The organism is Microvirga thermotolerans (assembly GCF_009363855.1).
In the GTDB taxonomy this organism is placed as follows: Bacteria; Pseudomonadota; Alphaproteobacteria; order Rhizobiales; family Beijerinckiaceae; genus Microvirga; species Microvirga thermotolerans.
Genome location: NZ_CP045423.1, coordinates 137,922 through 160,582 on the forward strand (window position 1 = coordinate 137,922; position 22,661 = coordinate 160,582).

Here is a 22,661-nt window from a genome sequence, read left to right on the forward strand (position 1 = left end):
ACACCGGCGGGTCCTGCAGGCGTACAAAGGCGTCATCCGATGACGGACGAAGACGTTCCGCCAGGCGGTCTCACAAAGGAGACGACGATGAGGACTCTGAAGATCTTGGGATGCCGGCCGCTTCTTGCCACCGCCGCCGTGCTGGCGCTCGGCACGGCCGCCCTGCTCTCCGAGCCGCTGCCTGCCCAGGCCCTCGACAAGGTTGCCGCCGCGACCGCGACGGACATGCTCCACAAGCATGGCCCGGTCGCGGGAACCCCGGAGGCGCCGGTGAACGTGGTGCGCGATCCGACCGATCTTCCCGGCCCCATCGCCCCGCGCAGCCCGCAGCGCATCAAGGTCAACCTGGAGACCACCGAAGTCACCGGTCAGCTGGCGGACGGCACCACCTATCGCTACTGGACCTTCAACAACAAGGTTCCCGGCCCCTTCATCCGCGTGCGGGTCGGCGACACCGTCGAAGTCAACCTGAAAAACCATGACGACAGCGTCATGATGCACAACGTGGACTTCCACGCGGTCACCGGCCCCGGCGGCGGCGCGAAGGCCACGGAGGCTGCTCCCGGCGAGAGCCGCGGCTTCTCCTTCAAGGCGCTGAATCCCGGCCTCTACGTGTATCACTGCGCCACCCCGATGGTGGCCCAGCACATCGCCAACGGCATGTACGGCCTGATCCTGGTCGAGCCCGAGGAGGGGCTGCCGAAGGTCGACCGCGAGTTCTACGTGATGCAGGGCGAGATCTACACCGAGCAGCCCTTCGGCACCAAGGGCCACGCCGAGGAGAGCTACGAGAAGCTCGTCGGCGAGCGTCCCGAATACTTCGTCTTCAACGGCACCACGGAGGCCCTGAAGAAGAACCCCCTGACGGCGAAGGTCGGCGAGACGGTGCGCGTCTTCTTCGGCGTGGGCGGGCCCAACTACACCTCGTCCTTCCACGTGATCGGCGAGATTTTCGACAAGGCCTATCCCATGGCTTCCCTCACCTCCTCGCCCCTGAAGGACGTGCAGACCATCACGACTCCTCCCGGCGGCGCGAGCATGGTGGAGTTCAAGCTGGAGGTTCCCGGAAACTACATTCTCGTCGACCATGCCCTGAGCCGGGTCGAGCGCGGGCTCGCCGGAATCCTGAAGGTGGACGGTCCCGAGAACGAGACGGTCTTCAAGGATTTCAATCCTCAGAGGTCGGCCCAGTCGACCGGCGGCCACTGATGGACGTCGCCGCGACGACGATGGCCCGGGCCGCGCGCCCGGGCCTTTCGGCATGTCGGGCCCTCCCGCGCGGGCGGTCCTTCGGCGGACGATTTTTCGGAAGGAGTGCATGACCATGTCCGGTCTCGACCGTTCCCTGATCGCCGCCCTGCCCCCGTTCGCGGGCGCGGGGCCCGCCCAGCTCGACGCGGTCCTCGACGAGGCGCGGTCCGTCTACCGCGCCAGGGGCAGCAGCCTGTACGAGCAGGACAAGCCGGCGGATTCGTTCTTCGTGCTCCTGCACGGCCGCCTTCGGGTGACCCGGCTCACGCCGGACGGACGCCAGGTGGTGGTGCGCTTCGCGGGGCCCGGCGAACTGGTCGGCGTCGCAGTCGCCCTCGGGCGAGACACCTACCCGGCGACCGCGGCGGCGGCGGTCGACAGCGTCGCCCTCGCCTGGCCGTCGGCGCGGTGGCCGCAGATGCTCGGCCTCCTTCCCGCCCTCGCCGGGGCCGCGCTTCAGGCCGCGGGCGCGCGCCTGCACGATGCCCACAGCCGGATCGTGGAGCTTTCCACCGAGCAGGTCGAGCGGCGGGTCGCGAACGCCCTCGTCCGCCTGAGCGAGACCACGGGACGCCGCGTGGAGCAGGGCATCCTGATCGACTTCCCCATCTCCCGCCAGGACGTGGCCGAGGCGACGGGCACGACGCTGCACAACGTGAGCCGGATCCTCAGCGCCTGGGAGGAGCGCGGCTGGGTGAAGGGCGGCCGGCAGAGAATCGTGATCTGCGAGCCGCACAGGCTCATGTCGCTCGGAGAGGGATATCCGGCGAACCGGGGCTGAGGACCCCTTTGCGCCGCGACGATGACTTGCGAGGAGGGCGTGCGATGAAGCTCGTTTCCCCTGATCCGGAACCGGGCAAGGCGGCCCGGTCCGATCCGTCGCCGCTCCTGGCCCGCGTCCGCGCGGTCCTGGAGACGCTCGACCTGGACTGCCGCTGCCGCGACAAGCTCGGCGCGGCGCTGGAGCGCTTCGAGATCCTCGAGGCGCGGCGGCAGCTGCGGGGCCTCATCCTGGACGCGCGGCACCAGGCGGAGCGCATCGCGGCCCTGCTCGAACTCGTCGGCGAGCTCGACACGTTGACGGCGGAGGAGACCGACCTGAGCGTCTTTGCGGAAATTGCGCGCCTGTTCGAGGACATCAGGGATGCAGCGGCGAGGGGCGCCGCGGACATGATCACCGCCGAGGCCCTGGATCCCGGGGCACGGAAAAGCGCCTGACGGTCCGCAGGTTGCGGCCGCGTTTCGAAAGGCTGCAGCCTGCGGAACCTGCTCCGGCCTGGATCATTGAACCCTGCATTCAGGCGCCAGCGATCCGACGGAGAACCGATCATGAAGGTCCAGCTTGCGGCCACAGCATTCTGCGCGCTTCTTTCCGCCTGGCCCGCATGGGCCCAGTAGGACCAGCCCGCTTCGACGGCGCCCTCGCGGGCTCAGCCGGTGCCGATGAGCGGCCCCATGGCGGATCCGCACAAGGACGGCGGCCGCCCCGAGAGTCATGGCGGCACGGTGCATGCGCCGCAGGTGAACGGCACACAGTCCGAATCCCTCACGCCCGAGATGCGCCGGACGGTCGAGACTCTGGCCCGCAGTACGGTCACGGCGCAGCAATACGGTCATCTCGCCTCGAAGCGCCACGCGAGCGGGGCCGCACACGATCTGGGCGACCGCATGGCGCTCACGGACAGCCGGATCAACCGTGCCCTGACCGAAGCCGTCCCCGACCTGCGCGACACCGCGCAGATCCCGGCGCAGGAGCGCGGAACCTTCGACAATCTGGCCCGCGACGCGGACGAGCAGCAGTTCGGCGTGAGCTTGGCGCAGTGAGTCGTCCAGACCTATCCGCAGACCATCGGCGCCCTGGAAAGCCTCCGGCAGAGCGAACCGCTGCAGGAAATGGCGGCGAGCGCCCTTCCCGACCTTCGCGCCCAGCTCGACGAGGCCCAAAGGATTCTCCGGACCGCCGGCACGACGCCGAACGGCTCCCCGTCCTCGACGGGCAGCGTGACGGACCCGAAGACCCGCTCGGACTGAGGCTTGGCGGAGTCGGTGGAAACTCCGCGTCCGGACGCTAGTTCTTGCGCAGCCCTCCGCTTCGAGAAAGGAATCGTCATGCGCTTCGCACTTCTCCTTCCGCTCGCCCTGGCCTTCAGTCCCGTGGCGGCCCACGCCCAGGACGCCGCTGCGGGCGAGAAGGTCTTTGCGCCCTGCAAGGCGTGTCACCAGATCGGCGAGAACGCGAAGAACGCCGTCGGGCCGGCGCTCAACGGCGTCATCGGCCGCAAGGCGGGATCGGTGGAGGGCTACAACTACTCGCCCGCCAACAAGAACTCGGGCCTGACCTGGGACGAGGCGACGTTCGCCGAGTACATCAAGGATCCGAAGGCGAAGATCCCCGGCACCAAGATGGTCTATGCCGGCCTCAAGGACGAGCAGAAGATCAAGGACCTCATCGCCTACCTCAAGCAGTTCGACGCCACAGGCAAGAAGTCGTAGGCCTTTCCTGCGGCCATCGTCGCGCGGCGAGCCCTTTTCGATATTCCTGAATGCCGAAGGCTGCGGCCTCGCGAGAGGAGCCGCAGCCTTCCGTCACGCCGCCGCGGCGCTCTCGCGCCCGGCGGGCTCCGCCACTGGCCCGCCGCGCCTCAGGCCGGCGTCATCTCCGCTTGGGCCTTCGCGGCCGCCTCGACGTCCATCCACACGATCTCCCAGATGTGCCCGTCGGGATCCTCGAAGCTGCGGCCGTACATGAATCCGTGATCCTGCACCGGCGCAGGATCGGCCCGCCCGCCCGCCTCGCCGGCCTTCGCCAGCATGTCGTCGACCGCCGCCCGGCTTTCCGCCGAGAGGGCGATGAGCACCTCGCTCGTCGCCCGCGCATCGGCGATGGCCTTGGGCGTGAACTGGCGGAACTTGTCGTGGGTGAGCAGCATCACGTGGATCGTTTCGGAGATCACCATGCAGGCGGCGGTATGGTCCGAGAACTGTGGGTTCCGGGTTGCGCCGACGGCCTCGTAGAACGCGACGGCGCGCTGCAGGTCGGCCACGGGAAGGTTCAGAAAGATGAGCCTGGACATGGGTTCCTCCGTTTCGTCCGGTTTGACATCCATGAACCATCTGGTTATTGAAAGCAACTATGAAGTTAAAAAAAATAACTAAGCCGCCCGCGCCCGCCGCCCGCCGGCACTACGACGACGCCTGCGCCACCGCGCACGCCCTCGACCTCGTGGGCGAAAGGTGGGCGCTTCTGGTGATCCGGGAGCTCATGATGGGGCCGCGGCGGTTCAGCGACCTGCGGGCGAACCTGCCGGGGATCAGCGCGAACGTCCTGACCCAGCGACTCGAGGGGCTGGAGGCGGCGGGCATCCTCGTCCGCCGCAGGCTGCCGCCTCCGGCCGCGACGCAGGTCTACGAGCTCACGCCCTGGGGCTACGAGAGCGAGCCGATCTTCCAGGCCCTCGGCCGGTGGGCGGCACGCTCGCCGCACCACGACCCGACCCTGCCCTTCAGCGCCGTTTCCCTGATGCTGTCCCTGCGTACGATGCTCGATCCCGGCAGGGCCGGGGCGACCGAGGCGCGGATCGGCTTTTGCATCGGCGAGGAGACGTATCTCGCCCGCCTCGCCGGAGGACGCATCGAGGTCCGCCGCGCTCCGGTGGAGGAGGCCGACGCGGTCTTCACGGGCAGCGCGCCCGCTCTGGCGCGGGCGATCTATGCGGGAGAGCCCGTCGCGGCCCTCGAAGCGGAGGGCGCGCTCGAAGTCGCGGGCGACCGCAGGCTCGCGGAGCGCTTCGTGTCCCTGTTCCCGCTGCCGCCCAAGGCGGAGGTCCCGCCGGGCCGGGCGGGCCCGGAAACTACGGCGTGATCGCCACCTTCAGCACGCCGTCGCGCTGGTGGCCGAAGAGGTCGTAGGCTTCCTCGATCCGGTCGAGCGTGAAGCGGTGGGTGACGAGCGGGCTCGTGTCGACCCGTCCCGAGGCGACCGTCGCCATGAGGCGGCGCATGCGCTCCTTGCCGCCGGGACACAGGGTCGTGCGGATGGTGTGGTCGCCGAGCCCGGCGAGAAAGGCGTCGAGGGGGATCTTCAGATCCGCGGAATAGACCCCGAGCGAGGACAGCGTGCCGCCGGGGCGCAACACCCGCAGCGCCGCCTCGAAGGTCGACTGTTTCCCGAGGGCCTCGATGGCCACGTCGACGCCGCGCCCGTCCGTGAGGCGCCGGATCTCCTCGACCGGGTCGACCTTCGAGAAGTCGACCACGTAGTCCGCCCCCATCTTCCGGGCGATGGCCATGCGCTCGGGCAGGCTCTCCACCGCGATGATCGTGGAGGCGCCCATCAGCCGCGCGCCCGCCGTGGCGCACAGGCCGATGGGTCCCTGCGCGAAGACGGCGACGATGTCGCCGATGCGGATGCCGCCGCTCTCCGCGCCGGAGAAGCCGGTCGAGAGGATGTCGGGACACATGAGCACCTGCTCGTCCGTGAGCCCGTCCGGCACGGGAGCGAGGTTCGTCATGGCGTCCGGCACGAGCAGGTACTCGGCCTGCGCCCCGTCGATGGTGTTGCCGAAGCGCCAGCCGCCCATCGGCTTCCAGCCGTGCTTGGTGCCGGCGCCGTCCTGCGAGTGGCAGCCGCACAGGCAGGCCTCGCTGTGGCCGCTCGGCGTGATCGCCCCGGCGATGACCCGCTGCCCCTCGCGGTAGCCGCGCACGGCCGAGCCGAGCTTCTCGATGATCCCGACGGGCTCGTGGCCGATGGTCAGGCCCCGCGCGACGGGATACTCGCCCTTGAGGATGTGGATGTCGGTTCCGCAGATGGTGGTGGTGGTGATGCGGATCAGCGCATCGAGGGGCCCCACGTCCGGGATCGGCTTCTCGTCGAGGACGATCCGGCCTGGCTCGACGAAGATGGCGGCTTTCATCTTGGGCATGACCCTGGCTCCTTGCGGCTTGGGCGCCTGGGGAATGACGCCGCTGCCGGCGGGTTCCTTCCCGCGGCCCGTCGCCCGGCGACCTCGGAGAATGCATCGACCCATGCCCGCTCCGATGCCGCATTTGTCGCGGCCTTCGTCCGTAATCATTGATCGGGATCAATTTTGGATGCCGGCGCCGGGCCTATCTTCCGCAGCGGCGCGCGCCAGGTGCGGAACCGGGTGCGGAGCTGGGCGGCCGAAGCCACACACGCGAGAATGGGAGAACGGCATGATCGATCTCGAATTCCGGAACGTCTGGGAGGACTTCCGCGCGGCCCGGGCCTATTCTCCGGATCTCCTCCCCCGTCTCCAGTCCGCCCTGGCCGATCTCGCGGACCTGGACGTCACCTATCGCCGCAACCTGGAATCCCTCTCCCGCGCCGACGGGGACGAGAACCTGAAGCGCGAGCTGGCGGAGCGCCTGAAGCAGCAATACGAGGTGCGGCGCGAGCCCTGCCTGCGCGAGCTCGCCGCGCTGGAGGAGCGGATCGCAACCGAAATGGGTCCCGCCGACGCCTGAGGTCCCTCCATGGAAGCCATGGTGCTTCGCCGGCCGGGCATGCCCCTCGTCCGGGAGGAACGCCCGCTTCCCCGGCCCGCCGCAGGCGAGATCCGAGTGGCCGTGGAAGCCTGCGCCGTCTGCCGGACGGACCTGCACGTGGTGGACGGCGACCTGCCGGATCCGAAGCTGCCCGTCGTTCCGGGCCACGAGATCGTCGGGCGGGTGGAGGCCCTCGGCCCCGGCGTGACGGGCTTCGCTCCCGGCGAGCGGGTCGGCATTCCCTGGCTCGGCCGCGCCTGCGGCCGCTGCCCCTATTGCGAGGCGGGGCACGAGAACCTCTGCGACTTTCCCCTGTTCACCGGCTACACCCGCGACGGCGGCTTCGCGACCCATGCGGTCGCAGACGCGGCCTTTGCCTTCCGCCTGCCGGAGGAGGCCGATCCCGTCGCGCTGGCGCCCCTGCTCTGCGCCGGGCTCATCGGCTGGCGCTCCCTCGTCGCGGCGGGTCCTGCCCGGACGGTCGGGATCTACGGGTTCGGCGCCGCGGCGCACATCGTCGCGCAGGTCTGCCGCTGGCAGGGCCGGAGGATCCTCGCCTTCACGCGCCCGGGCGATCTGGCGGCGCAGGATTTCGCCCGCTCCCTGGGCGCGGCCTGGGCCGGCGGCTCGGACGAGACTCCTCCCGAGGCGCTCGACGCCGCGATCCTCTTCGCGCCGGTGGGGGCGCTGGTTCCGCTCGCCCTCAAGGCGGTGAGGAAGGGCGGCCGGGTGGTGTGCGGCGGGATCCACATGAGCGACATCCCCTCCTTTCCCTACCGGCTGCTGTGGGAGGAGCGGCAGGTCGTCTCGGTGGCCAACCTCACCCGCCGGGACGCGCGGGATTTCCTCGCCCTCGCGCCGAAGGCCGCGATCCGCACCGAGACCGTGACCTATCCGCTGGAGGCCGCCAACGAGGCCCTGGCCGACCTGCGCGCCGGCCGTCTCCGGGGCGCCGCCGTCCTGGTGCCGCGCCGGGACACATGAGGTGCCTGCCCAGGTAAGGGCCCGCCCGGATGCGGCTCACCTCACGCCGGAGAGCATCCCCGATGGCCGATCCCCGCGCAGACCCGCCGTGACCGAAACGACGGGAGACTTTGCGCAGGATCAAGGACAATATGCCGGAGCGGGCATGGAATGCCGTCGACCGGAGCTGCGGGCCGCAGCCCTGCCCACTCGCGGAAGCATGGAGAGCATCATGATCAAGGACGTTCTGGTTCATCTGGACGGAGGCGCGGACGACGAGCTCCGCCTGGCCCATGCGGAAGCGATCGCCTCCGTCAGCGGAGCCCGCGTGAGGGGCCTCTTCACCAACCTGCTTCCCGATCTCGCCGTGATGACCCCGATGGACGGCGGCGCGGCCGCGGCCGAGGTCATCGCAAGCCTCGACGAGGAGGCGCGGCGCAACGGAGACCGGACGCAGCAGCGCCTTGCCGAGCGCTTCGCGCGGCTGTCGGTCCCCAACGAGGTCCGCCGCCTCGACGGCACGCCGGGCCAGCTGATGAACCAGGCGGTCTCCGAAGCCCGCCGCTCCGACCTGTTCGTGGCGCAGCGCCCCTACGACGGCGACGGATCCGCCCCCTGGGACGACCTGTTCGAATCGGTCCTGTTCGGGAGCGGGCGCGGCATCTACGTGGTGCCGCCCGGCCGCAGGCCCTCCGACGCGATCCGGCGCATCCTGGTGGCCTGGCGCGACACCCGCGAGACCGCGCGCGCCATCGCCGAGGCGGCGCCCCTGATCGCGAGGGCGGCCCGCACCTGCGTGCTCGCGGTCGACCCGGAGGAGACGGCCTCGGGAAAGCCGGCTCTCGATCTCGACGTCGCCCGGCATCTGGAGCGCTACGGCACGGAGGTCGAGGTCAATCTCGCCCGGAGCGACGGGCGTGCGGTGAGCGAGGTCATTCTCGATCAGGCGCGCCGCATGTCCGCCGACCTGATCGTGATGGGCGGCTACGGCCATTCGCGGGCGCGGGAATGGATCCTCGGCGGCACCAGCCGCGACATGCTGGAGCGCTCGGACCTGCCGCTCCTGATGGCGCACTGATCCGCAGGCCGGGACGGGAACCCGCCGCCGGAGCTGGACTTTTGGAGATGACGCGGCGCGCGCACCGTGGCGAAGTGCCGTCCCCCGAAAGGAACTCCCCATGGCCGAGACGTCCCTGTCCTCCCGCCCCGCCTCCGCCGCGAAGCCGCGCTTCGAGACCGCCGATCCCGCGACCGGGACGCCCGGCCGCAGCTACGAAGGGCATTCCCGCGACGAGGCCCTGGCGGTCGCCCGCAGCGTCCGCGCGGCCTTCGCGGCATGGCGGGCGATGCCCATCGGCGAGCGCGCCCGGCTCATGCGGGAGGCGGCCCGGGTCCTGCGGCGCCGGCAGGCGGAGTTCGCAGAGCTGATGACCGCCGAGATGGGCAAGCTCCTCGCCGACGGGCGCGGCGAGGTGGAGAAGTGCGCCTTCAACTGCGACTACTTCGCGGAGCATGCGGAGGCGTTCCTGAGGCCGCGCCCGGTCGATCTCGACGGACCGAAGGCCTTCGTGACCTTCAATCCCATCGGGACCGTTCTCGCCGTCATGCCGTGGAACTTCCCGTTCTGGCAGGTCTTCCGCTTCGCCGCGCCGACCCTGATGGCCGGCAACACCGCCGTGCTCAAGCACGCCAGCAACGTGCCGGGCTGCGCGCTCGCCATCGAGAGCGTCTTCCGCGAGGCGGGCTTTCCGGACGACGTGTTCCGCACCCTCCTCGTCCCGAGCGCCGACGTGAAGTCCCTCATCGACGACGCGAGCATCGCGGCCGTGACGCTCACGGGAAGCGTCGAGGCGGGACGGCAGGTCGCCGCCGCGGCGGGGGCCGCCCTCAAGAAGAGCGTGCTCGAGCTCGGCGGCTCGGACGCCTACCTGATCCTGGAGGACGCGGACATCGCGCAGGCCGCCAGGGTCTGCGCTGCGGCGCGGATGGTCAACGGCGGGCAGAGCTGCATCGCCGGCAAGCGCTTCGTCGCCGTGCGCCCGGTCCGCGAGGCGTTCGAGCGCGCACTCGCGGCGGAAATGGCAACCTACGTCATGGGCGACCCGCGCGACCCTGTAACGAAGCTGGGGCCGATGGAGAGCGTGAAGGCCCGCGACCGGATTCACGACCAGGTCCGCCGCAGCGTGGAGCGCGGCGCGCGCCTGCTCACCGGCGGCACGGTGCCCGACCGGCCGGGCGCCTGGTATCCGCCGACCGTGCTCGCGGGCGTGCGTCCCGGCATGGCGGTCTACGACGAGGAGGTGTTCGGACCCGTGGCAGCCGTCGTCGAGGCCGAGGACGAGGCGGACGCGATCCGCATCGCCAACGGCGCCCGCTTCGGCCTCGGCTCGGGCGTCCTCACCCGCGATCCCGCGCGCGGGGAGCGGATCGCCGCCGAGATGCTGGAGGCGGGCCTGAGCTTCGTGAACGGCAATGTCCGCTCCGACCCGCGCCTGCCCTTCGGCGGAATCAAGGAGAGTGGCTACGGGCGCGAATGCTCGGAATTCGGGATCCGCGAATTCGTCAATATCAAGAGCGTGGTCGTCCATCCGTAGCCGCACCGCGACGCTCCGGACGGCCCGCCGCCATGGGGAGGCCGGAACCCCTCCGCCGGCACGGGCGTTGCCGGGGCGCGTTTCGAAAAGAGGATTCCAAAGAGGTTTGTCCATGCGCCGATCGATGCTCCTGCTTGCCGCCCTGACCCCGCTCGTCCTGTCCCCGACCCTCGCGCAGGCCCAGGCCGCGACGGCCGCCGGCGCCGGAACGGGGGCCCTCGCGGGGGCGGTCGTGGGAGGCCCCATCGGAGCGGCGGTGGGCGGGGTCATCGGCGGCGTCGTGGGCGCCTCGGCGGAGCGCCCGCGCTACCGGGCCGTGCGGGCACCGAAGCGGACCGCCGTCAGGCCTCAGCGCTCCTCCGGGCAGGCCGCCGCCCACAGGCCGCACCGGCCGCCGGCGCAGCAGGAGACCCGGCGCTTCAGGCCCCTCGGCTGAACCGGGCCGCGGATCCCGTTGCCGTAGAGTAACACCTTAGAAAAAGGCGCAATCTTCCGCAGAGGAATTGCTGGACGCGCAGGTTTAGATTCTTACTCTTTCGCCCCAATGGCGGGCGGCCCTCGGGCCGACCCGTTCTCGTCCGGGGGCATCATGACTTCTTCTTCGTTCCGGGCCGCGCGAAGGGGCTCGCGCCGTTCCGCTGCCGCACGTCTTCTCCTGGCCGGCCTTCTCGCCGGAACCGCCAGCGCCGGGCTTCTTGCGGGCTCGGCCGGAGCCAGGGCGGCCGACGCCTCGCCCGTGCCGCTCCCGGTCTTCGCGCGGGCTGCGCCGGGCGCGGGCTATGGGGCGGGCAGCCCCGCCTCCTTCGAGACGGACGAGTACCGGCGCTCCTGGTTCCTGGGGAAGATCGGCGCGGCCGAAGCCTACGCCATGGGCTTCACGGGCAGGGGCATCACCGTTGCCGTCATCGACACCGGGCTCGATACGGGCCATCCGGAATTCGCGGGCCGGATTTCGCCGCTCCTGCGCTCCTTCGACATCAACGAGCCGCCGGGCTTCATGTCGGATCTCAACCAGGCGGGCGGGATCGAGGGCCACGGTACGCATGTGGCGGGAATCGTCGGCGCCGCGCGCAACGGGGTCGGGACCCAGGGCGTGGCCTATAATGCGACCATCATCCCCTTGCGGGCGGTGGAGGTCGCCGACGACGGGAGGAACGACCCGACCGTCCTCGCGCTTCACTATGCGGCAGGGACCGGCGCGAAGGTGCTCAACGGCAGTTACGGGCCCAACGCCGTCCCGCCCAAGTACCTGGACGAGCGCGACAGCTCCGGCAGGCCCCTGCCGAACCCCCGTTACGTGGAGATGCCCACCACGCTCGTGCGCACCCAGGGGCTGAGGGAGGAATACGAAGCCGTCAAGGCCGCCGCCAAGGCCGACATCGTCCTGGTCTTCTCGGCCGGGAACGACTACTTCGACCAGCCGCTCTCGGCCGCCAACCCGAGCGGCATCGGCCTGTTCCCCTTCATCCGTCCGGGCAACCATCAGAGCGGCGCCTACCGGCTCGTGGAGGCCATGGGCGACCCGAACGATCCGGCGACCTACGTCTACGCCGATCCCAACGCCCCGGAGAACGCCGGGCTGGACTTCTCCGACCTCCAGGGCAGCCTGATCGCCGTCGTCGCGACGGACCGCAACAACAGGATCGCAAGCTACAGCAACCGCTGCGGCGTGACCTTCCTGTGGTGCCTGGCGGCGCCCGGGGGCGACCACGTCAAGCCCGGGGAGGACGCGAACGAGGTCGAGATCCTCTCGACCTTCCCGTTCAGCACCTACAAGACCGAGGTCGGCACCTCCATGGCGGCGCCCGTGGTGGCGGGCGGCGCGGCGGTGCTGCGGGAGGCCTTCCCCTACATGACCGCGCGGCAGATCATCGAGGTGATCCTGACGACGACGGACCCTATCGGCCCGAGGGAGATCTACGGCCGCGGCCTCTTCAACCTCGCGCGCGCCGTCAGGGGCCCCAAGGAATTCGGCGCCGAAGGCTTCGCGCCCCTCTTCGACGTGGACACGCGGGGCTACGACTCCGCCTGGTCCAACGACATCGTGGGCACGGGCGGCCTCGTCAAGCGCGGCGCGGGCAACCTGGTCCTGAGCGGAGCGAACACCTACGCGGGCGGGACGCAGGTCTTAGGCGGCGTGCTGACCCTCGCGGGCTCCGTCGCCTCGGCGGTGACGGTGGGCAATGCCGGAACCCTGCGCGGCACCGGCGTCGTCCAGGCGCCGCTGACGGTGGCCGGCACCCTCGAGCCCGGCATGGCCGCCGGCGGCTTCGGGACCCTGACCGTCACCGGCAACGCCACCCTCCTCGGCAGCTCGACCTACCGCGTCGACGCGAACGCCCAGGGCGCCCACGACCGGCTCGCGGTGGGCGGCACGGCGACGCTCCTGGGCGGCACCCTCGACGTGGTGCTGGCCGACGGCCTCGCCCCGGTCGGCACGCCGCTCGAAATCGTCACCGCCGCCGGCGGGGCGGCGGGCACCTTCGGGACCTTGCGCACCAACAGCGTGTCGGCCTTCCTCGATCCGCGGCTGCGCTATGCCGGCAACGCGGTCACGGTGAGCTTCGAGCGTAACGCCGTGCCGCTGTCCGACGCCGAAACCTCGCCGGACAAGAAGGACGTGGCGGCGGCCATCGACGCCCTCGGGGCGGCCAGCCCGCTGGACGACGCCCTCCTCCGGCTCGACCGGGCCTCCGTCGACCGCGCGCTGGATCTTCTGTCGGGGGAGGGTCATGCGACGGCGGTGACGAGCGCCTACGGCCAGGGGCAGCTGGTGCAGAGCAGCCTGCTCGCCCGCCTGCGCCAGCCGCTGCTCGGCCCCGCCCTGCCGCGGCTGGCGCAAGGCGCGGGCCCGGGCGCAGGCCCGGGCTCCTTCGCCGCCGCCTATGCCGCCGACCGGCCCGGCGCGCCGGTGCCGCCGGTCGCGGTCGCCGCCGCCGCCCCGGCCGCCTATGCCCTGTGGGGCGAAGGCTTCGGCGCCTGGGGCCGGACCCGCTCCGACGGCAACGCCGCCTCGCTCGCCACCGCCACCGGCGGCTTCGTGCTCGGCGCCGACGCCCTTCTCGCCGACGGCCTGCGCCTCGGGCTGGCCGGCGGCTACGCCTCGACCGCCTTCGACGTCGACGCCCGCCTCTCCTCGGGCTCGAGCGAGGGCGTGTTCGGCGCCGTCTACGGCGCCGGCCAGTGGGGCGCGCTCGCCGTGCGGCTCGGCGGCGTCGCCACCCGCCACGACTTCGCCCTGACGCGCAGCGTCAGCTTCCCCGGCTTCGCCGATGCGCTGCGCGCCTCCTATGGCGGGACGAGCCTGCAGGGCTTCGGCGAGGTCGGCTACCGGCTGGGCCTGGGCGCGCTGGCGCTCGAGCCGTTCGCCGGGGCGGCGCTGCTGCGGCTCGACAGCGACGGCTTCCAGGAGCGCGGCGGCGCGGCGGCGCTGGTCGGCTTCGGCCGCCGCTTTGCGCTCGGCACCACCACGCTGGGGGTGCGGGCGGAGGCGCGGCTCGGCGCGGAGCTGCCGGTGCTGGTGCGCGGCCTGCTCGGCTGGCGGCATGCCTATGGCGACGTGGCGCCGGAGGCGCGGCTGGCCTTTGCCGGGGCGGGCGTGCCGTTTACAGTGGCGGGGGCGCCGGTGGACCGGGATGCGCTGGTGGCGGAGGCGGGGCTCGACTGGCAGGCGGCGGCGGCCGTCACGCTCGGCGTGGCCTATGCCGGCCAGATCGGCACGCGCGCGCAGGAGCACGCCCTGAAGGGCAACCTCACCTGGCGCTTCTGACCTTGGCGCTTCTGACCTTGGCGCTCTGAGCCCCGCCGCAACGCCACCGGCGGGGCGCTCGCCCGAGGAGGGCCGCCTCACTCCGCCGCGCGGACCGGGCCGAAATCCTCGAGGGAATGGGTGAGGTCGCGGGCGGGCCGCGGCCTGCCGAAATAGTAGCCCTGCGCCTCGGTGCAGCCGGCCGCCCGCAGCTGGACGAGCTGGTCCTCCGTCTCGACGCCTTCCGCCACCGTGCTCATGCCGAGGCTGGCGCCGAGGCCTGCGATGGACTGCACGATGGCCAGGCAGTCGGCGCGCGAGGACAGGCCCTGGACGAAGGACTGGTCGATCTTGATCTTGTCGAACGGGAAGCTGCGCAGGTAGCTCAGGGACGAATAGCCGGTGCCGAAATCGTCCATGGCGATGCGCAGCCCCAGCTTGCGCAGCTGGTGCAGGGTGGCGAGCGTCGTGTCGTTGTCCTGCAGCAGCACCGATTCCGTGATCTCGAGCTCGAGGCGGCTGGGGCAGAGCCCGGACTCCTCGAGGGCCTGCTTCACGCACTGGACCAGGTTCCTGTTGCGGAACTGGACGGGCGAGAGGTTGACGGCGACCTTCAGAGGCGCCGGCCAGCCGGACGCCTCCCGGCAGGCCTCGTGGACGACCCACTCGCCGAGGGGCGAGATGAGGCCGATGTCCTCGGCCACCGGAATGAACTCGGCGGGGGAGACGATGCCGCGCTCCGGATGGCGCCAGCGCAGGAGCGCCTCGTAGCCGGTGATCGCCTTCCTGCGGATGTCCACCTGGGGCTGGTAGAAAAGCTCGAACTCCCCGTTGGCGAGCGCCTTGCGGAGATCGACCTCCAGCATGCGGCGCGCCTGGAGCTGCGCGTCCATCTCCGGCTCGAAGAACCGGAACGTGCCGCGCCCGACGGACTTCGCCCGGTAGAGGGCGAGGTCCGCGTGCTTGAGGAGCTGATCCGGGGTCGGGTTGCCCTCCGCGGCAAGCGCGATGCCCACGCTGGTGCCGATGACGATCTCCTGCCCGTCGATGTCGTAGGGCGCGCCGAGGGCTTCGACGATCCGCATGGCGAGCACGGCGCAGTCGTGCGGCTCGTGGACGGAGGTTTGCAGCACCGCGAACTCGTCGCCGCCGAGGCGGGCGACCACGTCCTCCTCGCGCACGCAGCTCCTGAGTCGGTGCGCCACCACCTTGAGAAGCGCGTCGCCGGTCTCGTGCCCCAGGGAATCGTTCACGTCCTTGAAGCGGTCCAGGTCGAGGCAGAGCACGGCCACCTGCGTCTCGCTGCGGCCCGACTGCGCGAGGGCCCGCTCCATCTGCTCGCGGAACAGGACCCGGTTGGCGAGATCGGTGAGGGCGTCGTGGTGGGCCATGTAGGCGATCTGCGATTCCGCCTGGCGGCGCTCCGTGATGTCCTCGTAGGTCGCGACCCAGCCGCCGTCGCTCATGGGCTGGTGGGAGACCGCGATGGTGCGCCCGCCGGGCTGGCCCTGGATGAAGGTGGCCTGGCGCCGCTCGCGGATGAGCTCCTGCTGCTCGGCGCAGATCTGCCGGAGGGCCGCCGCGCCCTCGCGCCCGCGGGCCTCCGCATAGGCGATCAGCTCGTTCAGGGTCGTGCCGGGCCGGACGGAGCTCTCCAGGTCGAAGAGCTGCGCAAAGCGCTCGTTGAACACGATGATGTGGCCGGTGGCGTCCACCATGCACAGGCCGTGGGACATGTTGTTGAGCGCCGCGTTGAAGCGCTCGTTCTGGGTCCTCAGCTCGATCTCCTGGATCTGCAGGACGCCGTTCTGGTGCTGGAGCTCCGCATAGGCGTTGCCCAGCGCCTTGTTGGCCTTCTTCAGCTCGTCCGAGGTCCGCTGCAGGTTCTCGGCGAGGAAGCGCAGGTCGTGATGGGCCCGGGTGAGCAGCCGGTTGTGCCAGCCGAGGAGGCCGAGCAGGATGAAACCGCATACGATGAGGCCGGCCGCGAGGCTGGAGAACAGCCAGTGCAGGCGGATCAGTTCGTGCTGGTCCTCCGTGACCCGCTGCGCGCCGTAATGGTTCGCCGCCGAGGCCAGCGCCGTCACCTTCGTCTCCAGGGGCTGGAGCAGCGCGAGGGCCTTCATGGCGTTGCCCGGCTCCTCGATCCTGTCGACCAGGGGCTGGGCCGCGGCGAGGGCCTCCCTCAGGAGCCTGACGGTCTCCTGGCGCTCGGGGTCCCGGCTCACGAAATCCTGGAACTCGCCGTCGTTCAGGAGCTTGGCCCGGTTGACGAGGATGTCGAAGCGCAGCTGGACCTCGCCCGGATCGATGCCGCCGTCGGGGACGGCGTAGGCGCTCAGGCGCTGCTCCAGGCGGGTGAATTCGGAGACCGCCTGGCTCGCCAGCCAGGACGTGTTGTAGCGCGAGACCTGCTTGAGAGCCTCCTGCCGCTCGACCACGAGGCTCGAGATGTAGGCCGCGGACAGGAGGAAGGAGACGATTACGATGGCGAGCACCGCCTTGAGGATTCTTAAGGACAGCGAAGGTCCGTCAAAACTCATCGGGAGCGCTCGCTTCCGCCGCTATTTCACGATGATCTTCGCCACCTGCCAGACGGCGCGGCCGTAATAGGTCTGGCTCTTCAGCTCCGGGAGGCTGTCGAAGGGATAGATCACGAAGAGCGGGCCCTTGTCCTTCACCGGCATGTACTCCCCGTTCCGCTTGAGGGCGAGGATCACGTTGTACTTGGCGAAGTCCGAGATCGGGATCTCGCTGCTGTAGTCGTTGAGCGCGACGACCACGGCGCGGTCCCCGGACGCGCCCACCAGCTTCATCAGCTTGTCGAGGGACACGCCCTCGAACTTGACCGCACCGCTGTACCAGGGCGTGCTCGTCTCGACGGTGACGAGGCCGAGGGCTTCCAGCATCGGACGGTCGAACTGCGCCTCGCCGTTCCTGTTGGTGTTCTCGATCTTGCCGGAGATGGTCAGGATCGGCCGCTCGGACGGTGACGGCAGAGGATCCGCGGCCGCCGCGCCGGCCGCCAGGGCCAGCAGGCCGGCCAGGGCCAGGGTGATATTCCGTATCATGGCAGTGATCGACATCGTCTTCTCCGTTTCCGATCGAGGACCGGATACGCAACCCTATAAATTGGTTTAAAAGTGAAATGAAGCTTCGATACTAATTTTGATAGCAACAAAAAGCCGCTATAGCTAGCGCCGAGCGCCTCATATCAACTACGTAATATTGCCCGCTACGTCAGGAGATTAGGCCGCAACTTAAAGACCGGAAACAATAGGCAAATCATGAACTTTCATCCGCGCGAGATGACACCTCCACGCCTGTGCAACGAGGCCCTGAGCGAGCCCCTCGGCGAGGCCGAGCGCTCCGCCATGATCGCCGCGGCCGCGAAGAAGGTGGAGGAACTGTTCGACGTTCTCCGGATCGACCACCGGAACGACCACAACACCCGCGAGACGCCGATGCGGGTCGCCAAGATGTTCGTGGAGGAGATCCTGGAGGGACGCTACACCGCCCCGCCGCGCATCACCGAATTCGACAACGTTCAGGCCTACGACCAGCTGATCGTCACGGGGCCGATCGAGGTGCGCTCCATGTGCGCCCACCACCTGATGCCGATCTACGGCCATGCCTATATCGGCATCCTGCCGGCGGCGGACGGAAAGATCATCGGCCTGTCGAAATACGACCGGATCGTGGAGCACTTCGCCGCGCGGCTTCAGATCCAGGAGGAGATGGTCAAGCAGATCGGCCAGTACATCCTCGACATGACGAGGCCGCGCGGCCTCGCGGTGCGGATCAGCGCCGTCCACATGTGCAAGACCCAGCGCGGCGTGCGGGCCAGCCGGCGCAGCCGGATGGTCAACACCTACTACTGGGGCGATCTGTCGACGGACGCGGAGCTGAAGCGCGAGTTCATCGACGAATGCACGACCCTCGACCGCGGGCAGGCCGACTAGGCCTGCCGGACGACGACATTGAGAAGCCGCCTCCCATGAACGTATCCGTCCCCACGACCCGTCCCGACTCCGGCACCCAGGCCGCGGCGCGGGAAATCTACCGGTCGACCAAGACCTACGACCACAACGAGGGCCTCTCCTGCTGCTTCCGGCAATGGCGGGCGACCCACTCCCACTGCCGGCTGATCCACGGCTATGCCCTGGCCTTCCGGTTCGTGTTCGCCACCCACGAGCTCGACGAGCGCAACTGGTGCTTCGACTTCGGCGGCCTGAAGCCGGTGAAGGCGTGGCTCAAGCACATGTTCGACCACACCATGCTCGTGGCCGAGGACGATCCCGAGCTGCCCCGGTTCGAGGCCATGCACCGGGACGGCCTCATCGACATGCGCGTGCTGCCGTCCGTGGGCTGCGAGGCGACGGCGAAATACGTGTTCGACTACGTCGCGGAGTTCGCCAGGCGCGAGACCGGCGGCCGGGTCTGGCTGGAGAGCGTCGAGGTCAGGGAGCACAGCGGGAATTCGGCGATCTATTCCCGCTGACGGAGCCTTTCCCAGGAAAGGCGGGCACCGGGTTGCCGTCCGAAAACGCGACCCGCAAAGGACAAGGCCGGGCCTCTTTGCCCGGCCTTCGTGCATTCATGGCCTTCCAAGGGTCGGCCCAAGGGTCGGCGCTCAGCGTCCCGCGCCGAACGAATAGGCCGCCGTCAGGCCGAAACCGAGCTGGTTCTCGGAGCCGAAGCGCTTCACGATCGGGCTGTCGGCGGCATCGCCGACGAGGCGCTTGTAGGTGACGTGGGCGGTCGTCGACCATTGCGCGGACCAGGTGTAGGTCACCCCCGCCGTCGCGCCGACCGAGGTGATCCCGCCGGAGGGCTTGTAGGGCGTCACCTGGCCGTTGAGGGCCGCCTCCGCGGGCGTGACGCCGAAATAGGTCCGGGCGAAGCTGCCGTCGCCGAGGGCGAGGCGCGGTCCCGCGGAGAAGGTCAGGGCGCCGTAGGTCTGCACCAGGTCGAGGCCGAGATCGGCCACGAAGCCGTGATGCCCGTTGACGCCGTGCCGGAGCTCGGCCCGGGCACGCAGGAACTGGAGCGGCCAGAACTCCACGAAGACGCCGGGCTCGACCGCCCAGTCGATCTTGCGGAGGCCGAAGAGGCGCCGGTCGTCCTTGAGGTAGCGGCCGCCCTGGAAACGGCCGACGACGCCCACGCGCAGCGCCGAATCCTCCAGGAGCGAGAAGCTCAGCCCGTCGTCGGGCGCGCCGAAGCGCTCGGGCGTGCCGGCCCGCCGGAGGCTCAAGGAGGGAAAGGCGATGGCGCCGAAATCGTCCGCGCCCGGATAGGACGGCCCCACCTTCAGGTTGCCCTTGAGGGTCACGATCCAGCCTTCGGGGAGGAGAGGCGCGGGCGAAAACAGATCCGCCGCCCCGGCCGGAGCCGCCGCGCCGGCGGCGAGGGGAAGGGCGAGGGCGAGGGCTTTCGACAGGCGCATGAGACTTCCTGGGATGTGCAGCCGGTTGCGGGGAACGCCCGGCCGGCGGAATCGGGGCGGCAGCCTTACCATGGGGAAGGCGGGGAATCGACCGGTCGCCCCGCGGCGGGGCGCCGATGCGGCGTTTCCCCGTCTGCGTGTGTCCGGTCGGAAACAGGTCTAATCTGCCGTTTCTTGACGCTCCCTTGCCCCGGCGGGAGAGCTTTCCGGAAAGGTTAAGGCTTTGGAAGCGAACGACGCGAAGGGACAGGCCGACGAGGGTACGCCTGAGCATGGCACGCCCGACGGCGGCACGCGCCCGGCCCTGCCGGACAGGCTGCGCGCCCTCCAGCGCCGCTCGCGCCCGGTCCTCGTGGCGGTGCCCGCCCTCGGGCTCCTGCTCGGGGCGGCGGCCCACGCGGCGGGGCTGGGGGCCTGGGCGGGAGGGATCTGGGCCGCCGCGACCGTGCCGGTGCTCGCGGCCCTGTGCGTCGAGATCGTCGCGAGCCTGCGGCGGGGCGACGTGGGCCTCGACATCGCCGCCGCCCTGTCCATGTCCGGCGCCCTCGCCCTCGGGGAGACCCTGGCGGCCGCGGTCGTGGCGCTCATGTATGCGGGCGGCCAGTACCTGGAGAGCTATGCGGAGCGCCGCGCCACCCGGGACATGACCGCTCTCCTGTCCCGGGTCCCCCGCACCGCCCTGCGCTATGCGGACGGGCGCCTCGACGAGATCCCCCTCGGCGCGGTGGCGCCGGGCGACCGGCTGCTGGTGCGCCGGGGCGAGATCGTGCCCGTGGACGGTTCCGTGGCCGAGGGGGTCGCGGTTCTCGACCAGTCGGCCCTGACGGGGGAATCCGTGCCCGTGGAACTGCGGCCGGGGGACGCGGTCCTGAGCGGCTCGGCCAATGCGGGCGACGCCTTCGACCTCGTGGCCGCCCGCCGCGCGACGGAGAGCACCTATGCGGGCATCGTCCGCCTGGTGGCGGCGGCGCAGCGCTCGAAGGCGCCCATGGCCCGGCTGGCGGACCGCTTCGCGCTGCTCTTCCTCGCGGTGACCGTGCTCATGGCCGGAGGCGCCTGGCTGTGGACCGGCGATCCCGTGCGCAGCCTCGCCGTCCTCGTGGTGGCGACGCCCTGCCCCCTCATCCTGGCCGTGCCGGTGGCGATCGTCGCGGGGGTGTCGCGGGCGGCGAAGGCGGGGATCCTGGTGAAGGGCGGCAAGGCCCTGGAGACCATGGCGCGGGTGCGCAGCCTCGTCATCGACAAGACCGGCACCCTCACCCACGGGGAGGCGCGGATCGTCGAGATCCATCCCCGGGCGCCGTTCCCGGCGGACGAGGTCCTCGCCCTCGCCGCATCCCTCGACCAGGCCTCGAACCACGTGATCGCCAGGGCCCTGGTGCGCGAGGCGCGCGGGCGCGGCCTGCCCCTCGCTCTTCCTTCCGCCGTGGGCGAGAGCCCCGGCGAGGGGCTCCGGGGCCTGGTGGAGGGACGCCGGGTCCTGGTGGGCGGCGTGCGCTTCGTGGCGGCGCAGGTGCCCGAGGCCTCGGCGGCGCTGCGCCCCGGACGGCGCGAACCGGGATCGGTGCGGGTGGCGGTGGCGGTCGACGGACGTTTCGCGGGCCTCGTCGTTCTCGCGGACGCCCTGCGGGCGGGGACGGCGCGGCTGCTCGAAGGGCTGCGCACCCTGGGGATCCGCCGGATCGTGCTCGCGACGGGCGACCGCCGCGACGTGGCGGAGGCGGTGACGGCGGGTCTTTTCCTCGACGCGGTCCACGCGGAGCTGACTCCGGACCGGAAGATCGCGGTCGTCGCCGCGGAGAAGCCGCTCGGCCCGGTGATGATGGTGGGCGACGGCGTGAACGACGCGCCGGCCCTCGCCGCCGCCGATCTCGGCGTCGCCATGGGGGCCAAGGGCGCCGCCGCCTCGGCGGAGGCGGCGGACGTGGTGCTCCTGGTGGACCGGCTCGACCGGATCCTGTCGGGCATCCGCATCGCCAGGCGCTCCCGCGCCATCGCCCTGCAGAGCGTCTATGCGGGGATCGGCCTCTCCCTGCTGGGGATGGCCGCCGCCGCCTTCGGCTATCTTGCGCCCATCGAGGGGGCCTTGCTGCAGGAGGGCATCGACGTGGCGGTGATCCTCAACGCCCTGCGGGCCCTGCGCGGCCCGGCGGAATCGTGAGCGGCCCTGTCCGGCCTCGCGCTCGGCACCGGAAGCGGCTATAGCCGTCCCCGCAACGAGGGGCGGACAATGACATACGGCATCGGCGTGGTGGGTCTGGGCATCATGGGCCGCAGGATGATCGAGAGCTTCGCGGCGAATCCGGACTTCTCCGTCGTCGCCGGCTACGACCCCGCACCGGTCGAGGCGGCCGTGCCCCGGGCCGGAAGCGTGGAGGCGCTCCTCGCCGATCCCGCCGTCCGGGGCGTCTACATCGCCTCGCCGCCGGCGACCCACGAGGCGCTGGTTTCGGCCGCCGCCCGCGCGGGAAAGGCGATCCTCTGCGAGAAGCCCCTGGCCGCGTCGGTCGAATCGGCACGGGCCTGCCTCGCGGCGGTCGAGCGCGCGGGCGCGAGGGCCGCCGTCAACTTTCCCTTCGCGACCGCTCCCGCCGCGGTCCGGCTCGGGGAGCTCGTGGCGCGCGGCGCCCTGGGCGAAGAGCTCTCGGCGCATCTGACGGTGCGCTTCAGGACCTGGCCGCGGGGCTGGCAGCACGGGGCCGCCGGCTGGCTCGCGGGCCCCGAACAGGGCGGCTTCACCCGCGAGGTCGTCTCGCACGTGGTCCTCCTCGCCCTGCGGCTCTTCGGGCCCGGGCGGCTGGTGGAACGGGAGGTGGAGCGCGGCCCCGCCGGCACCGAGACCCGCATCCGCGCGACCGTCCGGCACGCCGCCTGCCGCTTCACCATCGACGGGGCGGTGGCGGGCGAGATCGACGACTTCAACCGCTTCGAGGTCTCGGGGGCGAAGGGGAGCGCGGTGCTCAGCGACTGGTACCGGCTGCGCCACGGGGACGAGGAGATCGCCCCCGCCCGCGCCGACGCGCACCAGGTCGCCGAATTCGGAAAGCTGATCGCCGGGGAGCCGAACCGGCTTGCGACCTTCGCCGAGGCGGCCGCGGTCGTGGAGATCGTCGAGGGGATCCTCGCCGGAGGCCCCGGCCCGGCGTGA

At 70.9% G+C, this 22,661-nt stretch carries 22 protein-coding genes; 17 read left to right on the plus strand and 5 right to left on the minus strand.

All coding sequences use genetic code 11. The annotated features are described in order from the left end of the window. Positions 1–87: 87 nt before the first annotated feature. The 6 genes from nirK to GDR74_RS00620 all read left to right on the plus strand — a co-directional run bounded on the left by nirK (position 88) and on the right by GDR74_RS00620 (position 3,744). Entirely contained in the window at positions 88–1,209 is a 1,122-nt protein-coding gene (gene nirK / locus GDR74_RS00600; protein ID WP_246179813.1) for a copper-containing nitrite reductase, read from the plus strand. Between the two features lie 109 nt (positions 1,210–1,318). Continuing rightward, complete coding sequence (locus GDR74_RS00605) at positions 1,319–2,032, plus strand: Crp/Fnr family transcriptional regulator (protein ID WP_343039615.1); 714 nt, start codon at positions 1,319–1,321, stop codon at positions 2,030–2,032. Positions 2,033–2,076: 44 nt separating this feature from the next. Beyond that, on the plus strand, positions 2,077–2,469 hold the full coding sequence (locus GDR74_RS00610; protein WP_152584481.1) for a hypothetical protein: 393 nt from the start codon (positions 2,077–2,079) through the stop codon (positions 2,467–2,469). Between the two features lie 237 nt (positions 2,470–2,706). Then, positions 2,707–3,075 (plus strand): hypothetical protein, encoded by a 369-nt coding sequence (locus tag GDR74_RS00615; protein ID WP_152584482.1) that lies wholly within the window; start codon positions 2,707–2,709, stop codon positions 3,073–3,075. A gap of 69 nt (positions 3,076–3,144) precedes the next feature. Beyond that, the gene (locus GDR74_RS18070; protein ID WP_194164588.1) at positions 3,145–3,282 is read left to right on the plus strand and encodes a hypothetical protein; all 138 of its coding nucleotides are present in this window, start codon (positions 3,145–3,147) and stop codon (positions 3,280–3,282) included. Between the two features lie 78 nt (positions 3,283–3,360). Then, a complete protein-coding gene (locus tag GDR74_RS00620; RefSeq protein WP_152584483.1) occupies positions 3,361–3,744 on the plus strand; it encodes a c-type cytochrome in 384 nt (127 codons plus the stop codon). Positions 3,745–3,893: 149 nt separating this feature from the next. On the opposite strand, the gene GDR74_RS00625 is transcribed toward GDR74_RS00620, so the two are convergent. After that, complete coding sequence (locus GDR74_RS00625) at positions 3,894–4,325, minus strand: VOC family protein (RefSeq protein WP_152584484.1); 432 nt, start codon at positions 4,323–4,325, stop codon at positions 3,894–3,896. Positions 4,326–4,384: 59 nt separating this feature from the next. Here GDR74_RS00625 and GDR74_RS00630 point away from each other — a divergent pair, with 59 nt between their 5' ends. Continuing rightward, entirely contained in the window at positions 4,385–5,113 is a 729-nt protein-coding gene (locus GDR74_RS00630; RefSeq protein ID WP_152584485.1) for a winged helix-turn-helix transcriptional regulator, read from the plus strand. Here the strand turns inward: GDR74_RS00630 and GDR74_RS00635 are convergent. Continuing rightward, entirely contained in the window at positions 5,103–6,176 is a 1,074-nt protein-coding gene (locus GDR74_RS00635; RefSeq protein ID WP_152584486.1) for an NAD(P)-dependent alcohol dehydrogenase, read from the minus strand. The genes GDR74_RS00630 and GDR74_RS00635 overlap by 11 nt on opposite strands. 271 nt (positions 6,177–6,447) lie before the next feature. Between GDR74_RS00635 and GDR74_RS00640 the strand changes: the two genes are divergently transcribed. The 6 genes from GDR74_RS00640 to GDR74_RS00665 all read left to right on the plus strand — a co-directional run bounded on the left by GDR74_RS00640 (position 6,448) and on the right by GDR74_RS00665 (position 14,085). Continuing rightward, a complete protein-coding gene (locus tag GDR74_RS00640; protein ID WP_152584487.1) occupies positions 6,448–6,738 on the plus strand; it encodes a hypothetical protein in 291 nt (96 codons plus the stop codon). Between the two features lie 9 nt (positions 6,739–6,747). Next, a complete protein-coding gene (locus GDR74_RS00645; protein ID WP_152584488.1) occupies positions 6,748–7,743 on the plus strand; it encodes a zinc-dependent alcohol dehydrogenase family protein in 996 nt (331 codons plus the stop codon). 211 nt (positions 7,744–7,954) lie between these two features. Then, entirely contained in the window at positions 7,955–8,800 is an 846-nt protein-coding gene (locus tag GDR74_RS00650) for a universal stress protein (RefSeq protein ID WP_194164589.1), read from the plus strand. 100 nt (positions 8,801–8,900) lie between these two features. Next, positions 8,901–10,316 (plus strand): NAD-dependent succinate-semialdehyde dehydrogenase, encoded by a 1,416-nt coding sequence (locus tag GDR74_RS00655; protein WP_152584490.1) that lies wholly within the window; start codon positions 8,901–8,903, stop codon positions 10,314–10,316. A 112-nt stretch (positions 10,317–10,428) separates the two neighbouring features. Continuing rightward, positions 10,429–10,752 (plus strand): hypothetical protein, encoded by a 324-nt coding sequence (locus GDR74_RS00660; protein ID WP_152584491.1) that lies wholly within the window; start codon positions 10,429–10,431, stop codon positions 10,750–10,752. 153 nt (positions 10,753–10,905) lie between these two features. After that, positions 10,906–14,085 carry an autotransporter domain-containing protein gene (locus GDR74_RS00665; RefSeq protein WP_194164590.1) on the plus strand — a complete coding sequence of 1,060 codons (3,180 nt, stop codon included), beginning with the start codon at positions 10,906–10,908 and terminating at the stop codon, positions 14,083–14,085. A 77-nt stretch (positions 14,086–14,162) separates the two neighbouring features. Here the strand turns inward: GDR74_RS00665 and GDR74_RS00670 are convergent, their stop codons facing one another. Beyond that, the gene (locus GDR74_RS00670; protein ID WP_152584493.1) at positions 14,163–16,607 is read right to left on the minus strand and encodes a putative bifunctional diguanylate cyclase/phosphodiesterase; all 2,445 of its coding nucleotides are present in this window, start codon (positions 16,605–16,607) and stop codon (positions 14,163–14,165) included. Positions 16,608–16,628: 21 nt separating this feature from the next. Next, a complete protein-coding gene (locus GDR74_RS00675; RefSeq protein ID WP_246179814.1) occupies positions 16,629–17,135 on the minus strand; it encodes a putative pterin-binding protein in 507 nt (168 codons plus the stop codon). A 216-nt stretch (positions 17,136–17,351) separates the two neighbouring features. On the opposite strand from GDR74_RS00675, the gene folE reads away from it, so the two are divergent. Together folE and GDR74_RS00685 are read left to right on the plus strand one after the other, a co-directional pair. Next, positions 17,352–18,026 carry a GTP cyclohydrolase I gene (gene folE / locus GDR74_RS00680; protein WP_152584495.1) on the plus strand — a complete coding sequence of 225 codons (675 nt, stop codon included), beginning with the start codon at positions 17,352–17,354 and terminating at the stop codon, positions 18,024–18,026. 35 nt (positions 18,027–18,061) lie between these two features. Continuing rightward, on the plus strand, positions 18,062–18,565 hold the full coding sequence (locus GDR74_RS00685) for a 6-pyruvoyl trahydropterin synthase family protein (RefSeq protein ID WP_152584496.1): 504 nt from the start codon (positions 18,062–18,064) through the stop codon (positions 18,563–18,565). Between the two features lie 132 nt (positions 18,566–18,697). Here GDR74_RS00685 and GDR74_RS00690 read toward each other — a convergent pair whose 3' ends face one another. Then, entirely contained in the window at positions 18,698–19,513 is an 816-nt protein-coding gene (locus tag GDR74_RS00690) for a MipA/OmpV family protein (protein ID WP_152584497.1), read from the minus strand. Positions 19,514–19,829: 316 nt separating this feature from the next. Here GDR74_RS00690 and GDR74_RS00695 point away from each other — a divergent pair, with 316 nt between their 5' ends. Then, positions 19,830–21,674: a heavy metal translocating P-type ATPase gene (locus GDR74_RS00695; RefSeq protein ID WP_152587605.1), complete on the plus strand. Its 1,845-nt coding sequence runs from the start codon at positions 19,830–19,832 to the stop codon at positions 21,672–21,674. Positions 21,675–21,743: 69 nt separating this feature from the next. Continuing rightward, complete coding sequence (locus GDR74_RS00700) at positions 21,744–22,661, plus strand: Gfo/Idh/MocA family protein (protein ID WP_152584498.1); 918 nt, start codon at positions 21,744–21,746, stop codon at positions 22,659–22,661.

Excerpts from the sequence above, each read along its gene's own strand:
- nirK (WP_246179813.1), top strand. The coding sequence starts at position 88 with ATGAGGACTCTGAAGATCTTGGGATGCCGGCCGCTTCTTGCCACCGCC.
- GDR74_RS00605 (WP_343039615.1), top strand. The coding sequence starts at position 1,319 with ATGACCATGTCCGGTCTCGACCGTTCCCTGATCGCCGCCCTGCCCCCG.
- GDR74_RS00610 (WP_152584481.1), top strand. The coding sequence starts at position 2,077 with ATGAAGCTCGTTTCCCCTGATCCGGAACCGGGCAAGGCGGCCCGGTCC.
- GDR74_RS00615 (WP_152584482.1), top strand. The coding sequence starts at position 2,707 with ATGGCGGATCCGCACAAGGACGGCGGCCGCCCCGAGAGTCATGGCGGC.
- GDR74_RS18070 (WP_194164588.1), top strand. The coding sequence starts at position 3,145 with ATGGCGGCGAGCGCCCTTCCCGACCTTCGCGCCCAGCTCGACGAGGCC.
- GDR74_RS00620 (WP_152584483.1), top strand. The coding sequence starts at position 3,361 with ATGCGCTTCGCACTTCTCCTTCCGCTCGCCCTGGCCTTCAGTCCCGTG.
- GDR74_RS00625 (WP_152584484.1), bottom strand. The coding sequence starts at position 4,325 with ATGTCCAGGCTCATCTTTCTGAACCTTCCCGTGGCCGACCTGCAGCGC.
- GDR74_RS00630 (WP_152584485.1), top strand. The coding sequence starts at position 4,385 with ATGAAGTTAAAAAAAATAACTAAGCCGCCCGCGCCCGCCGCCCGCCGG.
- GDR74_RS00635 (WP_152584486.1), bottom strand. The coding sequence starts at position 6,176 with ATGCCCAAGATGAAAGCCGCCATCTTCGTCGAGCCAGGCCGGATCGTC.
- GDR74_RS00640 (WP_152584487.1), top strand. The coding sequence starts at position 6,448 with ATGATCGATCTCGAATTCCGGAACGTCTGGGAGGACTTCCGCGCGGCC.
- GDR74_RS00645 (WP_152584488.1), top strand. The coding sequence starts at position 6,748 with ATGGAAGCCATGGTGCTTCGCCGGCCGGGCATGCCCCTCGTCCGGGAG.
- GDR74_RS00650 (WP_194164589.1), top strand. The coding sequence starts at position 7,955 with ATGATCAAGGACGTTCTGGTTCATCTGGACGGAGGCGCGGACGACGAG.
- GDR74_RS00655 (WP_152584490.1), top strand. The coding sequence starts at position 8,901 with ATGGCCGAGACGTCCCTGTCCTCCCGCCCCGCCTCCGCCGCGAAGCCG.
- GDR74_RS00660 (WP_152584491.1), top strand. The coding sequence starts at position 10,429 with ATGCGCCGATCGATGCTCCTGCTTGCCGCCCTGACCCCGCTCGTCCTG.
- GDR74_RS00665 (WP_194164590.1), top strand. The coding sequence starts at position 10,906 with ATGACTTCTTCTTCGTTCCGGGCCGCGCGAAGGGGCTCGCGCCGTTCC.
- GDR74_RS00670 (WP_152584493.1), bottom strand. The coding sequence starts at position 16,607 with ATGAGTTTTGACGGACCTTCGCTGTCCTTAAGAATCCTCAAGGCGGTG.
- GDR74_RS00675 (WP_246179814.1), bottom strand. The coding sequence starts at position 17,135 with ATGATACGGAATATCACCCTGGCCCTGGCCGGCCTGCTGGCCCTGGCG.
- folE (WP_152584495.1), top strand. The coding sequence starts at position 17,352 with ATGAACTTTCATCCGCGCGAGATGACACCTCCACGCCTGTGCAACGAG.
- GDR74_RS00685 (WP_152584496.1), top strand. The coding sequence starts at position 18,062 with ATGAACGTATCCGTCCCCACGACCCGTCCCGACTCCGGCACCCAGGCC.
- GDR74_RS00690 (WP_152584497.1), bottom strand. The coding sequence starts at position 19,513 with ATGCGCCTGTCGAAAGCCCTCGCCCTCGCCCTTCCCCTCGCCGCCGGC.
- GDR74_RS00700 (WP_152584498.1), top strand. The coding sequence starts at position 21,744 with ATGACATACGGCATCGGCGTGGTGGGTCTGGGCATCATGGGCCGCAGG.